This is a genomic window from Nocardioides sp. P86 (genome assembly GCF_023712465.1).
GTDB classification, from domain to species: Bacteria; Actinomycetota; Actinomycetes; order Propionibacteriales; family Nocardioidaceae; genus Nocardioides; species Nocardioides kribbensis.
Genome location: NZ_JAMAYE010000003.1, coordinates 450316 through 463726, shown reverse-complemented (window position 1 = coordinate 463726; position 13411 = coordinate 450316). Strand labels below are relative to the sequence as shown.

Genomic DNA, 13411 nt, shown 5'->3' with positions numbered 1-13411 from the left:
CCGAAACGACCGCGACCCGCCTCGCGCGCTCACGCCCCGAAGAGCCGGGCGACCTCCTCGACGTGGGGTGCGGGGTCGAGGTCGTGCTCGGTCAGCCAGGCGTCGGAGTAGTAGGTGTCGGCGTAGCGGTGGCCGTCGTCGCAGAGCAGGGTGACGACGCTGCCGGTCTCGCCGGCGCGACGCATCCGGTCGACCAGCTGCAGGGCGCCCCACAGGTTGGTGCCGGTCGAGGGGCCGGGCCGGCGGGCGAGCAGCCGGTCGACGTGGCGCATCGTCGCCACCGAGGCCGCGTCGGGCACGGTGATCATGTGGTCGACCACCCCCGGCAGGAAGCTCGGCTCCACCCGCTGGCGCCCGATGCCCTCGATGCGGGAGCCGCGGTCGGTGGTGAGGCCGAGGTCGCCGCTGCTCCAGGCGGGGTGGAAGGCGGAGTGCTCGGGGTCGACGACGCACAGCCGGGTCGGCAGGCCCTGGTAGCGCACGTAGCGGCCGAAGGTCGAGGCCGTGCCGCCGGTGCCGGCGCCCACGACGATCCAGGTCGGCACGGGGTGGCGCTCCAGGCGCAGCTGGTCGAGCACCGACTCGGCGATGTTGTTGTTGCCGCGCCAGTCGGTGGCGCGCTCGGCGTAGGTGAACTGGTCCATGTAGTGCCCGCCGCACTCGCGGGCCAGCCGCTGGGAGACCTCGTAGACGCCGGCGGGGTCGTCGACGAGGTGGCAGCGCCCGCCGTAGCCCTCGATGAGGCTGATCTTCTCCACGCTCGTCGTGCGTGACATGACCGCCACGAAGGGCAGCCCGACGAGCTGGGCGAAGTAGGCCTCCGAGATCGCGGTGGAGCCCGAGGAGGCCTCGACCACGGTGGTGGTCGGGCCGATCCAGCCGTTGACCAGCGCGTGGAGGAAGAGGCTGCGGGCGAGGCGGTGCTTGAGGCTGCCCGTGGGGTGGGTCGACTCGTCCTTGAGGTAGACGTCGACGCCCCACTCCTCGGGCAGCGGCAGCCGCAGCAGGTGGGTGTCGGCCGACCGGTTGGCATCGGCGCGGATCGTCGCGACGGCCCGGTTGACCCACGCGCGCCGCTGCTCGTCGTGCACCCCGGCCTCCGGCCCCGCGGGGCCCTGACCCGCCGTCATCCGGCGCACACCCACAGCACCTCGTACGGCGCGAGCGCCAGGCCGTCGCCGTCGGCGCCCGGGTCGGCCCCCTCGCCCAGCGCCCGCCCGGTGATCCGGTCGACCGGCGGCCCGCCGACCAGTGAGGTCAGCCGGCCGCGGGAGACCCACTGCGGCTCGGGGGTGACGTTGGCCAGCATCACCATCGCACCGAGCGGGTGGACCCGCCGGGTGGCGAAGACGCCGGAGGCCGGCGGGTCGAGCACCTCGGTGGGCACGCCGGCGTGCAGGTGGGGCAGGTCGCGGCGCACGCCGACCAGGTGGCGCAGCCGCTCGCGCAGGCCGTGGGGGTCCTCGACCGGCCAGGGCATCACCGGACGGTGGACCCACCGGTTGTCGGCGGCGTGGGCGGGGTCGGCGTCCCAGTCGTGGTCGTTGAGCAGGCCCACCTCGTCGCCCATCCACAGCACGGGCAGGCCACCGAAGCCGAGCACGACCGCGTGGACCGCCAGGATCCGGTCGACGGCGTGGGGGTCACCGGCCTCCAGGCCGGCCAGGGAGGCCAGGGAGCCGGAGATGCGCTGGTCGCCGGTGCGCGGGTTGTCCTGGAAGACCAGGCCGCGCGCCCACGAGCCGGGGAAGTCGCCGGCGTGGAACTGCGAGAGGAAGCGGCGGTGCAGGTGTCCGTCGAGCCCGGCGGCGGCCGCGTCGGCGTCGTCGATGGCCCACCCGATGTCGTCGTGGCAGCGGGCGTAGGTCACCCAGGAGGTGGAGGCGGGCGTGGCGGGGAGCCGCTGGAGGGCGCGGGAGGCCAGCCCGGCGTCCTTGGTGGCCAGCATCGACCACACGTGCACCATGAGCGCGTTGTGGTAGGCCAGGTCGCTGACCTTGCCGTGGTGGCGGCCCTGGCCGAGGTAGGCCGGCAGGTCGTCGGGGCCGACGATGGCCTCGGCCTTGAACACCACCGCGGGGCAGGCGATGCGGCCCAGCACCCGCAGCGCCTGGGTGAGGGCGTGCACCTGCGGGAGGTTCTGGCAGGTGGTGCCGAGCTGCTTCCACAGGAAGGCGATGGCGTCGAGGCGGAAGACCTCCACGCCGTCGTTGGCCAGGGTCATGATGATGTCGGCGTACTCGCGCAGCACCGCGGGGTTGGACCAGTTGACGTCCCACTGGAAGGTGTTGAAGGTCGTCATCACCCAGCCGTCGAGGTCGGCGTCGAAGCTGAAGCTGCCGGGGGCGAAGTCGGGGAAGACCTCGGGCAGCGTCTGCTCGAAGGCGTCGGGCACGCTGCGGTCGGCGTGGACGTAGAAGTAGTCGCGGTAGGCCGGGTCGCCGGCCCGGGCCCGCTCGGCCCACTCGTGCTCGCGGGCGACGTGGTTGAGCACCAGGTCGAGGCACAGGCTGATCCCCGAGGCCCGCAGCCGGGCGGTGAGGGCGGCGAGGTCCCCGGTCGTGCCGAGGTCGGAGCGCACCCGGCGGTAGCTCTGCACGGCGTAGCCGCCGTCGCTGTCGCCGGGCCGCGGCTCGAGCAGCGGCATCAGGTGCAGGTAGGTCACGCCCAGGTCGCGCAGGTAGTCGATGCGCTCCGCGACGCCCGCGAGGTCACCGGCGAACCGGTCGGCGTAGGCGGCGTAGCCGAGCATCTCGGGGCGCTGGAACCAGTCGGGTGCCAGCGAGCGGCGCAGGTCGAGGTGGTGCAGCTCGTCGCTGCGCTCGGCGTAGCGCTGCGCGGCCAGGGCGACGAGGTCGTCGGCCAGGCCCTCGGGGTCGGGGTAGACCTCGGCGAGGGCCTCGACCAGGTCGGGACGCCACCGCTCGACCCGCGCGGCCAGCACCTCGGCGCGGAGGTCGATCGCTGCGGGGCCGGTCGCGCCGCGCGGGGCGCCCTCCTCGGTCGCCGGGCCGGCGTGACGACCGGCCGGCCGCGAGGGCTCCTGCCCGCCGCCGGACGCGTCGGGGACCCGACCGGAGCCGCCCACGCCGCCCGGCGCGGGCGCCGCTGCGGCCGGCGGCGCGGCGGGGGTCGGGGGACGGTGGCGACGGGGCAGCAGCGGCATGCGCCGCATTCTCCCCGCAGGCCTCCTGCGCCCGCGACCCCCGCCCGTGCGCCCCCGCCCGCGACCCCGCCGGGCTCGGGTCTCAGCCCTCGGGGTCGGCGTCGAGGCGGGCGAGCTCGTCGGCGGTGAGGTCGAGGTCGGCGGCCGCGGCGGAGTCGGTCACCGAGGAGGGACGCTTGGCCCCGGGGATCGGGATGACGACCGGCGACTGCGCGAGCTCCCACGCCAGCGCGACCTGCTGCGGGCTGACACCGCGCGCCTCGGCGACCTCGGCGAAGGCCGGGTGGTGGGCGGCCAGCTCCTTGGCGTCCCCCAGACCGCCCAGCGGGCTCCACGGCAGGAAGGCCAGGCCCAGCTCCTCGCAGACCTCGATCTCGGGGGCGCTGCTGCGGAACTTCGGGGAGAACTGGTTCTGCACGCTCACCAGCGCGCCGCCGAGCACGGAGTGGGCGAGACGGATCTGCTCGGGGTCGGCGTTGGAGAGCCCGAGCCGCTTCACCTTGCCGGAGTCGTGGATCTCCTTCAGCGTCGCCACGACCTCCTCGTAGGGCACGGCCGGGTCGGGACGGTGGTGCTGCCACAGGTCGAGCTGCTCGACGCCGAGCCGCTCCAGGCTCGCGTCGACGGCCTCGTGGAGGTGCTGGCGGGAGCTGTCGACGTCCCAGCCGCCCCCGTCGGTGCGCACGTGGCCGCCCTTGGTGGCCAGCAGCACCCGCTCGCGCAGCCCGAGCTCGTCGAGCAGGCCGATGGCCAGGCGCTCGTTGGCGCCCTGGGCGTCCTGGCCCAGCTCGTCGCCGGGGCCGTAGGCGTCGGCGGTGTCGAAGAGGGTCACCCCGGCGTCGACCGCCGCCTGCACGGTGTCGAGCAGCTGCTGGCGCGGCTGGGTGCCGGTCTGGTCGAAGGTCATCAGGCCCAGGCCGATCGCCCCCACCTGCACGCGTCCGACGGTGTCGTTGCCGATCTCTCGAGTCCTCATGGGTCCTGTCTACCGCCGCGCGCCGACACGCAGCACCGCCGGAGGGGTGAGCACGCCGTCGTCGCACGGCTCCCGATCCGCGGCGCGCCCGGCCTCCCGGGGGCCCTCGTAGGCTCGAGGCATGAGCACGACACGCGTCACGAGCACCTCCGCGCCCGCCCTGGGCCACGTCTTCGCCGACGCGCTGCCCGAGCTGGCCAGGCCCTGGCGGGCCGAGGAGGCGCCCGAGCCCCGGCTGCTGCACCTGGGCGAGGAGCTCGCGCGCGAGCTCGGCCTCGACCCGGAGTGGCTGCGCACGCCCGAGGGGGTCCGCTTCCTCGTCGGCGGTGAGGTGCCCGAGGGCGCCCACCCCGTCGCGCAGGCCTACGCCGGGCACCAGTTCGGAGGCTTCAACCCCGGCCTCGGCGACGGCCGGGCGCTGCTGCTCGGCGAGCTCACCGCCCCCGACGGCCGCCTGGTCGACCTCCACCTCAAGGGCTCCGGCCGCACGCCCTTCGCCCGTGGCGGCGACGGCCTGGCCGCGGTCGGCCCGATGCTGCGCGAGCTGGTGGTCAGCGAGGCCATGCACGCGCTCGGCGTGCCCACGACGCGCGCGCTGGCCGTCGTCGCCACGGGTCGCGGCGTACGCCGTGAGCTCGGGGTGCTGCCCGGCGCCGTCCTGGCCCGCACGGCGGCCAGCCACCTGCGCGTCGGCAGCGTGCAGCTCGCCCGGGCCCGCGACGACCGCGACCTGCTGGCGCGTCTGGCCGACCACGCGATCGCGCGGCACCACCCGGCGGCCGCCGACGCCGAGCACCCCCACCTCGCCCTCTTCCAGGCCGTCGTGGCCGCGCAGGCCGACCTGGTGGCGCGGTGGATGCTGCTCGGCTTCGTGCACGGCGTCATGAACACCGACAACATGACCCTCTCCGGCGAGAGCATCGACTACGGCCCCTGCGCCTTCATGGAGGCCGTCGACCCCGCCACCGTCTTCAGCTCCATCGACCACGCCGGCCGCTACGCCTACGCCCAGCAGCCGCCGATCGCGGAGTGGAACCTCGCCCGTCTCGCCGAGGCGATGCTGCCGCTGCTGCACGACGACCAGGAGCAGGCCGTGGCGCTGGCCGTCGAGGCGCTCGGGGGCTTCCGCCCGCGCTACGACGCCGCCTGGACCGAGGGGATGCGCGCCAAGCTCGGCCTGCCCGCGGGGCTGGCGCCCGACAGGGTGCTCGCGCTGGCCACCGACCTGCAGGCGCTCATGCAGGCCGGCCGGGTCGACCACACGTCCTTCCACCGGGCGCTGTCGGCGGCGGCGCGCGGCGACGCCGAGCCGGTGCGCGGGGTCGTGCTCGACCTGCCCGCGCTCGACGCGTGGCTCGAGCGGTGGCGCGCGCTGGGGCCCGACCCCGACGCGATGGACCGGGTCAACCCGCTCTACGTCCCGCGCAACCACCTGGTCGAGGAGGCCCTCGACGCCGCCACCGCGGGCGACCTCGCTCCGCTCGGGCGGCTGCTCGACGCGGTCCGGTCGCCCTACGTCGAGCGCCCCGGCCTCGAGGCCTTCGCGGCCCCCGCACCGCCCGACTTCGGCGCCTACACCACCTACTGCGGCACCTAGCCCGCACGGCGCTCGCCCTGCGGCCACCCTGCGCCCACGACACCGCCTGTGGAGTTCGCCCGCGCGGCGGCCCCCGGCCCCCTACGCTCGGCGGGTCGGGCACAGGGCCGGCGCGCGAGCTGAGGAGACGACACGGCGATGGGCTTCATGGACAAGGTGCGCGGGCAGTTCATCGACATCGTCGAGTTCCTCGACGACGGCCGCGACACCATCGTGTGGCGCTTCCCGCGCCAGGGCAACGAGATCAAGAACGGCGCGAAGCTCATGGTGCGCGAGGGCCAGGTGGCCGTCTTCGTCGACGAGGGCCAGATCGCCGACGTCTTCACCCCCGGCACCCACACCCTCGACACCCAGAACCTGCCGGTGCTCTCGACCCTCAAGGGCTGGAAGTACGGCTTCGAGTCCCCCTTCAAGGCCGAGGTCTACTTCGTCGGCACGCGGCTCTACACCGACCTCAAGTGGGGCACCCAGAATCCGGTGACCGTGCGCGACGCCGAGTTCGGGATGGTGCGGCTGCGGGCCTTCGGGGCCTACGCGCTCCAGGTCGTCGACCCCGCCGCGCTGCTGCGCCAGCTCGTCGGCACCGACCCCGACTTCCGCACCGACGAGGTCGCGGAGTTCCTCCGGCAGAACATCGTCAGCCAGGTCGGCACGGCCCTGGCCAACTCCCAGCTCCCGATGCTCGACCTCGCCGCCCAGCAGCAGACCATCGCCGCGACCCTCGCCGGGACGCTGACCACGAGCCTGGCCGACATGGGCGTGAGCATCCCGAAGTTCGTCATCGAGAACATCTCGCTGCCCCCGGAGGTCGAGGCCGCCCTCGACAAGCGCACGCAGATGGGGGTGCTGGGCAGCCTCGACCAGTACGCGAAGTTCCAGGCCGCCACCGCCATCGGCGACGCCGCCACCAACCCCGGCGGCGCGGGCGAGGGCCTCGGCATGGGCATGGGCATCGCCCTGGGCCAGCAGATCGCCCAGGCCCTGACCCCCCAGGCGACTCCCCAGACCGCTCCCCAGGCCGCTCCCCCGGGTCCGCCGCCCCTGCCCGGGGCGGCCCAGCCCTGGTTCCTGGCGGTGGGCGGCCAGCAGGTCGGACCGGTCCCCGCCGGCGAGCTGCCCGGCCGGGTCGCCTCGGGCGAGCTCACCGCAACCACCCTGGTCTGGCAGCAGGGCATGACCGCCTGGACCGCAGCGGCCGAGGTGCCGGCGCTGTCCGCGCTCCTCGCCGCCACGCCGCCGCCGCTGCCGCCCCAGGCCTGAGCCGAGGAGACCCGGTGTCCACCGACCCGACCCCCACCGGCCAGCAGCCCGCCGACCCGGCGGGTCCCCCTCCGCTGCCCGGCGGGCCCGCCGCGGGGCCACCGCCGCTGCCCGAGCCGCCCGCGACCTCGCCCTCCGGCGCGGTCGGCCCGGTCGGCCCGGTCGGCCCGGTCGACGCGAGCGACCCGGTGGCCCCGGGCGCGGCGACGCTCAGCGCCACCTGCGGCAGCTGCGGCGCGCAGGTCGCCTTCGCCCCCGGCACGACCTCCCTGCGCTGCGGCTCGTGCGGCGCGCAGACCGCCATCGCCGCGACCGGAGCCACGATCCGCGAGCACTCCTACGACGCGTGGCGCGCGCACAACGGCGACACGACGGTGGCCTCGATCGGGGCCTACGTGCTCCAGTGCGGCGGGTGCGGCGCTCGCACCGAGACCGTCGACCTGGCCGGGCGCTGCCAGTTCTGCAGCGGCGCCCTCGTGGTCGTCGAGCACCCCGAGGGTCTCGTGGCGCCCGAGGCGGTCATCCCGTTCCACGTCGACGAGTCGGGCGCCCAGCGGGCCTTCGGCGAGTGGGTCGGCTCGCGGCGCTTCGCCCCGGGGGCCCTGAAGGAGGTCGGCTCGACCCACGGCCTCCAGGGCACCTACGTGCCGCACTGGACCTTCGACGCCCAGACCGTCACCGACTACACCGGCCAGCGCGGCGAGCACTACTACGTCACCCGCACCCGCACGGTCTCCGACGGCAAGGGCGGCACGAGGACCGAGACCTACCAGGAGCGCCGGACGCGGTGGCACCCCGCGTCGGGTCGCGTCTCCCGCGGCTTCGACGACGTCCTGGTCGTCGCCAGCGAGCGGCTGGAGCCGGGGAAGCTGGCGAAGATGGGGCCCTGGACGCTGGCCGACGCGCGCCCCTTCCAGCAGGAGTACCTCACCGGCTACTCCGCCCTGCGCTACGACGTCGACCCGCAGGCGGGCGCCAAGGAGGCCCGCGGCCAGATGCGCGAGGTCATCGAGGACGACTGCCGCCGCGACATCGGCGGTGACGAGCAGCGCGTCAGCGACATGGACGTCACCTACGCCCAGGCGACCTTCAAGCTGCTGCTCATGCCGCTCTGGCTGGCCAGCTACCTCTACCGCGGCACGACCTACCAGGTGATGGTCAACGCCACCACCGGGGAGGTCGTAGGCGACCGGCCCTGGAGCGTGCCGAAGATCCTCGCCGCCGTGCTGGTGGCGCTGCTGCTCGTCGGCGCCGTCGTCGCCGCCCTCGTGCTCACCGGCGACAGCAGCACCGCCCCGACGCCCGCCCCCGGCACCCGACCCTGATCCGCGCCCCGGTCCGCGCCCCGGTCCGCGCCCCGATCCAGGCTCAACCGTTGATGCGCAGCGCCCGCATCCGCGCGTAGAGCGTGGTGCGGGAGAGCCCGAGCGCCTCGGCGGCGCGCACCTTGACCCCGCCGGCGTCGCGCAGCGCGGTGACGATGACGTCGCGCTCGGCCTGCTCCAGCGCGGTGAGGGCGCCGGCGGGAGGACCCGAGCGGTACTGCTCCGGCAGGTCGTCGACGGTCAGCCCGCCGGTGGAGCGGGCCTGCGCCAGGTGGACCACCACGGCCTTGAGCTCGCGCAGGTTGCCCGGCCAGGCCTGGGCGCACAGGGCCTCGACCACGCGTGGTGTCAGGTGCACGGGGCGCCCGCCCGCGACCTCGCGCAGCATGGAGGCCGCGAGCTCCGGCACGTCCTGACGGCGTGCCGCCAGCGGCACCAGCTCCTCGCGCCGGGTGGCCATGCCCGCGAGCGTGGCGGCCGCGCCCTGCAGCCCCGCGACGGGGCCCGAGGTCAGCACGAGGTCGGGTCGGGTGGGGGCGTCGACCCACCCGGTCACGACGTCGAGCAGGGCGTCGGGCAGCAGGTCGATGCCGTCGACGCAGACCGTGCCCGACCCCCGCCGCATGGCGGCCTCGAACTGTCGGGCCCACTCCTCGGCGCCCTCCAGCAGCGCGGTCGCGGGTCGCATCACCTGCACGGGGAGGTGGTCGGCGGCCAGCGCGCGGGCGCGGGTGGTGCGGCCGCTGCCCGAGACGCCCGCGACGAGCCGGGGCGGGCCGACCCGGTCGCGACGGGTGCGGCTGCGGGTGGTCACCGCCCGCGCCAGCGCACCGCTCACCTTGTCGACGCGCAGCAGCGCACCGCGGCGGGCTCCGCTCACGCGGGTGACCTCGACGCTCACCGGCTGGCCCGACTCCAGGGTCAGCTCGATGGCCTGCTGGTCGCGCTGCTGGGGCTCGTCGGCCAGCACCCGCAGGAGGGCGACGTCGGCGGGGCTGAGCAGGTCCTGGGCGGCGTGGTTGGAGAGCACGATGTCCTCGCCGACGGCCAGGATCGGACGACGCCGCAGACCCACCGCGCCCTGGAAGGCCGCCAGCAGGCTCTTCTCCGAGGCCCGGCTGCCGTCGAGGAGGCGCTGCTCGATCTCGTGCACGGCGCGCGAGACCAGCGGCGCCAGCAGCGGGCTGGCCTGCTCGCGCAGCGCGGTGAGGTCCAGCACGCCCTCGATCCGCTTGGTCAGGGGGTGACGGATCGGGTGGCCGTAGCAGCTGAAGGCCTGCAGGGCCTCCACGAAGTGCTCGCTGCCGTGCACGGCGACGCCGTGGCGGGCGACCATCGCGGTGCCGAGCGCGTTGGTGCCGATGCGCTCCTCGAGCAGGCTGGCCCCGACGCGCACGTCGAGGGAGTCGAAGGCCTCGCCGAGCCGCGGGTCGTCGCACCAGCGCCGGGCCACGCGGCAGTCGCGGTCGACGAGCACGGTGGAGTAGCGGCTGCCGCGCAGCCCCTCCTCGAGGTCCTCGAGCACCGGCACGGCGCCGCGCAGCAGCGTGCTGCCGACGTCGGCGACCGTCTCCACCCCCGCGTCGGCGTCGGTGTCCACGGGCGCCGCGGGGTCGAGACCGGTGAGGCGCACACGGCGCCAGGAGGAGGCGATCTCCTCGCGCACACCGGGCGCCCCGGTCGCGGGGGGCAGGCCGGGGCCGGCAGCCGCGCCGCTGGTGCGCCTCATCGGTCCTCCCGGGCCCGCCGACGGTCACGGGCGGTCGACGTGTGTCGCAGGTCACACCTTGCGCGGTCGAGGTTGGTCCGCGGTTGCCCGACCCCGCGGCGGCGTGGCGCCACCCCGATGCCGGACCCGGGGTGCGACGGAGTGTGCAGAGACTGAACAGTCGCCCCGCCTCCGGCTTGCCATGGTGTGGCTCCCGTCACGTCGCCCGACGACCCGCGCCCGGCCGCTGCGCCGCCGCGGACGCCCGGCGGACCGCCGTACACCCCAGAGGAGCCACCGATGAAGACCATCGCCGCCGTCGTCTACGAGCCCGGCAAGCCGATCGAGATCGAGGAGCTCGACCTCGACGGCCCCCAGGCCGGTGAGGTGCTGATCCGCTACACCCACGCCGGGCTGTGCCACTCCGACGTGCACATCGCCCACGGCGACCTCGAGGCGCGCCTGCCGATGGTGCTGGGCCACGAGGGCGCCGGGATCATCGAGGAGGTCGGGCCGGGCGTGACGCGCGTGCAGCCCGGCGACCACGTGGTCTGCTCCTTCATCCCCAACTGCGGGTCGTGCCGCTACTGCGCCAACGGCCAGCAGTCGATCTGCGACATGGGCGCCACCATCCTCGAGGGCTACCTGCCCGGGGAGCGCTTCCCGATCACCGGCCCGCGCGGGCAGTACGGCGCGATGTGCATGCTCGGCACCTTCAGCCAGTACGGCGTGATCCACCAGAACTCCTGCGTCAAGGTCGACGACGACCTGCCGCTGGAGAAGGCGGTGCTGGTGGGCTGCGGCGTGCCGACCGGCTGGGGCGCGGCGGTCAACACCGCGGGCGTGCGCGCCGGCGACACGGTCGCGATCTTCGGCATCGGCGGCATCGGCATCAACGCCGTGCAGGGCGCGCGCCTCAGCGGCGCGAAGAACATCGTGGTCGTCGACCCACTCGAGAACAAGCGCGAGAAGGCCATGGAGCTCGGCGCCACCCACGCCTTCGCCAGCGCCGAGGAGGCCCAGGACACCATCACCGACCTCACCCGCGGCCAGATGGCCGACTCCGCCATCCTCACCCCGGGCCTGATGACCTCCGAGATCGTGGCCAGCGGCTTCAACGCCGTCGGCAAGGGCGGCACGGTCGTGCTGACCGGGCTCAACAAGCTCGACGAGCAGAACATCGAGCTGCCGGGCTCGATCATGACCCTCTACCGCAAGACCCTCAAGGGCAGCCTCTTCGGCGACTGCAACCCCACGACCGACATCCCGAAGATCCTCGGGCTCTACCAGAGCGGCGACATCAAGCTCGACGAGATCATCACCCGCACCTACCGCCTCGACCAGGTCAACGAGGGCTACGACGACCTGCTGGCCGGCAAGAACGTGCGCGGCGTCGTCGTGCACGAGCACTGAGCGGCCCGTGCCCGACCACCCCACCCCGGTCACCGCGGGCGCGACGGCCGACGCCGTCGCGCCCGTGGCCGCGGTCGACCGCTCCGAGGAGGCCCAGGTGCTCCAGGCGGCGCTGCGCAGCGGCGCCCACGTGCTCCTCGAGGGACCGCCCGGCACCGGCAAGTCGACCCTGCTGCGCCAGGTCGCGCGCGAGCGCGACATCCCCTTCGTGCTCGTCGAGGGCAACGCCGAGCTGACCCCCGCGCGGCTGGTCGGCCACTTCGACCCCGCGCTGGTGCTGGCCCGCGGCTACAGCCCGGAGATCTTCGAGGACGGGCCGCTGCTGGCCGCGATGCGCTCGGGAGGCCTGCTCTACGTCGAGGAGCTCAACCGGATCCCGGAGGAGACCCTCAACGTCCTGCTGGCCGCGATGTCGGAGAAGGAGATCACCGTGCCCCGCCTGGGCTGCGTGGTCGCCGCGCCCGGCTTCGGCCTGGTCGCCGCCATGAACCCCTTCGACGCGATCGGCACCGCGCGGGTCTCCAGCGCCCTCTACGACCGCACCTGCCGGATCTCGATGGGCTACCAGCCCGCCGAGGCCGAGCGCGCCATCGTGGCGCTGCACACCGGCGCCCCCGGCAGCGCCGGCAGCACCGGCGGCGCCGCCGGTCCGGAGTGGGAGGCGAAGGTCGTCGAGCTGGTGCGCGCCACCCGCGAGCACCCCGACCTCGAGTGGGGCTCCTCGGTGCGCGGCGCGATCGACGTGGCCCGGATCACCGTCGAGCTGGCCGCCCTGCGCGGCGTGCCGGCCACCGAGTGGCACGTCGGCCTGGCCGCCGCGAAGGCCTCGCTCACGGGGCGGGTCAGGCTGCACGAGGGCTGCGGCCGCACCCCCGAGCAGGTCGTCACCGAGCTGTGGACCCGTGTCTTCGGGCCGCCCCCGGAGACCGACCCGCCCGACGGCGCGCCCGACAGCGGGGAGGCGGGGCCGGGGGAACCCTGAGCCCGCCCACCCCGGCGGGCTCGCCCCCCTCACCCTCGGCCCCCTCCAAGCCGCAGCCCCGCGAGCGACTGCGCAACGAGCGCACCACCGGGCGCTCGGAGCTGGCCCGCAACCCCCGCTTCGCCGAGCTCTCCCCCGAGACCGGCGTGCTCGACCAGGACGCCCTCGACGCCGCGCTGCGCGAGGACCCCGACCTCACCCTCACCCTGCTGGTCGACATGTCGCGGGCCACCGACGAGGCGCTGCGCGCCCAGGTACGCCGGCTGGCCCCCCGCCTCGTGCTCGACCAGACCCGTCGTGGTCTCCCCCGGTCGGCCGGGGTCGCCCGCCGGCGCACGCGCCCCGCCGTGGCGGGCGGCGACCTCGACCTCGACCGCTCGATGGAGGCCGTCGTCGGCGCCCGCGCCGAGGGCCGCATGCCGCGCCTCGACGAGCTGGTCTCCTCCGACTGGGCCCGCCCCGACCTCGCGCTGTGCCTCGTGGTCGACCGCTCGGGGTCCATGAACGGCGCCCGCCTGACCGCCGCCGCCGTCACGACCGCGGCGTGCGCCAGCATGGCTCCGCGCGAGCACGCCGTGCTGACCTTCGCCTCCGGCGTCGACGTCCTCGCCCCGCTCACCGCGCGCCGCCCGGCCACCGAGACCATCGCCACGGTGCTCGCGCTGCGCGGCCACGGCACCACCGCCCTGCCCGCCGCCCTCGACGCCGCGCGGCTCCAGCTCTCGCGCGCCACCGCCCGCCGCCGGGTCACCCTGCTGCTCTCCGACTGCCGCACCACCGACGACGACGCCGTGCCCGCGGCCAGCCGGCTCGACGAGCTGGTCGTCCTCGCCCCGGCCGACGACGACGAGGAGGCCCGCCGCCTGGCCCTGGGTGCCGGAGGGCGCTGCGCCAGCGTCGGCGGCGTGCTCGACGTGCCCCGCGCCCTCAACCGTCTCCTCGCCGACGACCGGCCCTAGACCGCGCCTCGCCCGGCAGCCCCGG

General features: G+C 75.3%; 10 protein-coding genes. 6 read left to right on the top strand and 4 right to left on the bottom strand.

Going from position 1 to position 13411, the window contains the following annotated elements; translation table 11 throughout:
• Positions 1-29: 29 nt before the first annotated feature.
• From M3673_RS15570 to M3673_RS15560, 3 genes are all read right to left on the bottom strand, one after another.
• Positions 30-1130, bottom strand: a complete 1101-nt coding sequence (locus M3673_RS15570; RefSeq protein WP_251535279.1) for a PLP-dependent cysteine synthase family protein — start codon at positions 1128-1130, stop codon at positions 30-32.
• Entirely contained in the window at positions 1127-3166 is a 2040-nt protein-coding gene (locus M3673_RS15565; RefSeq protein WP_251534736.1) for an alpha-amylase family protein, read from the bottom strand. The genes M3673_RS15570 and M3673_RS15565 overlap by 4 nt, the downstream gene beginning before the upstream one ends.
• An 82-nt stretch (positions 3167-3248) precedes the next feature.
• Positions 3249-4142 (bottom strand): aldo/keto reductase, encoded by an 894-nt coding sequence (locus tag M3673_RS15560; protein ID WP_056863053.1) that lies wholly within the window; start codon positions 4140-4142, stop codon positions 3249-3251.
• A gap of 121 nt (positions 4143-4263) precedes the next feature.
• Here M3673_RS15560 and M3673_RS15555 point away from each other — a divergent pair, with 121 nt between their 5' ends.
• The 3 genes from M3673_RS15555 (at position 4264) to M3673_RS15545 (ending at position 8324) form a co-directional block, all read left to right on the top strand.
• Complete coding sequence (locus M3673_RS15555; RefSeq protein ID WP_251534734.1) at positions 4264-5739, top strand: YdiU family protein; 1476 nt, start codon at positions 4264-4266, stop codon at positions 5737-5739.
• 138 nt (positions 5740-5877) lie between these two features.
• Positions 5878-6999: an SPFH domain-containing protein gene (locus M3673_RS15550; RefSeq protein WP_251534733.1), complete on the top strand. Its 1122-nt coding sequence runs from the start codon at positions 5878-5880 to the stop codon at positions 6997-6999.
• A gap of 14 nt (positions 7000-7013) precedes the next feature.
• On the top strand, positions 7014-8324 hold the full coding sequence (locus M3673_RS15545; protein ID WP_251534731.1) for a hypothetical protein: 1311 nt from the start codon (positions 7014-7016) through the stop codon (positions 8322-8324).
• 43 nt (positions 8325-8367) lie between these two features.
• On the opposite strand, the gene M3673_RS15540 is transcribed toward M3673_RS15545, so the two are convergent.
• On the bottom strand, positions 8368-10053 hold the full coding sequence (locus tag M3673_RS15540; RefSeq protein ID WP_251534729.1) for a sigma-54-dependent Fis family transcriptional regulator: 1686 nt from the start codon (positions 10051-10053) through the stop codon (positions 8368-8370).
• Positions 10054-10332: 279 nt separating this feature from the next.
• Between M3673_RS15540 and M3673_RS15535 the strand changes: the two genes are divergently transcribed.
• The 3 genes from M3673_RS15535 to M3673_RS15525 all read left to right on the top strand — a co-directional run bounded on the left by M3673_RS15535 (position 10333) and on the right by M3673_RS15525 (position 13386).
• Entirely contained in the window at positions 10333-11445 is a 1113-nt protein-coding gene (locus M3673_RS15535) for an NDMA-dependent alcohol dehydrogenase (RefSeq protein WP_056863050.1), read from the top strand.
• Between the two features lie 7 nt (positions 11446-11452).
• A complete protein-coding gene (locus tag M3673_RS15530; RefSeq protein ID WP_251534727.1) occupies positions 11453-12427 on the top strand; it encodes a MoxR family ATPase in 975 nt (324 codons plus the stop codon).
• Between the two features lie 146 nt (positions 12428-12573).
• Positions 12574-13386: a vWA domain-containing protein gene (locus M3673_RS15525; RefSeq protein WP_251534724.1), complete on the top strand. Its 813-nt coding sequence runs from the start codon at positions 12574-12576 to the stop codon at positions 13384-13386.
• The last annotated feature ends 25 nt before the right edge of the window (positions 13387-13411 follow it).

Coding starts and splice junctions, on each gene's coding strand:
- M3673_RS15570 (WP_251535279.1), bottom strand. CDS start 1,130: ATGACGGCGGGTCAGGGCCCCGCGGGGCCGGAGGCCGGGGTGCACGAC.
- M3673_RS15565 (WP_251534736.1), bottom strand. CDS start 3,166: ATGCCGCTGCTGCCCCGTCGCCACCGTCCCCCGACCCCCGCCGCGCCG.
- M3673_RS15560 (WP_056863053.1), bottom strand. CDS start 4,142: ATGAGGACTCGAGAGATCGGCAACGACACCGTCGGACGCGTGCAGGTG.
- M3673_RS15555 (WP_251534734.1), top strand. CDS start 4,264: ATGAGCACGACACGCGTCACGAGCACCTCCGCGCCCGCCCTGGGCCAC.
- M3673_RS15550 (WP_251534733.1), top strand. CDS start 5,878: ATGGGCTTCATGGACAAGGTGCGCGGGCAGTTCATCGACATCGTCGAG.
- M3673_RS15540 (WP_251534729.1), bottom strand. CDS start 10,053: ATGAGGCGCACCAGCGGCGCGGCTGCCGGCCCCGGCCTGCCCCCCGCG.
- M3673_RS15535 (WP_056863050.1), top strand. CDS start 10,333: ATGAAGACCATCGCCGCCGTCGTCTACGAGCCCGGCAAGCCGATCGAG.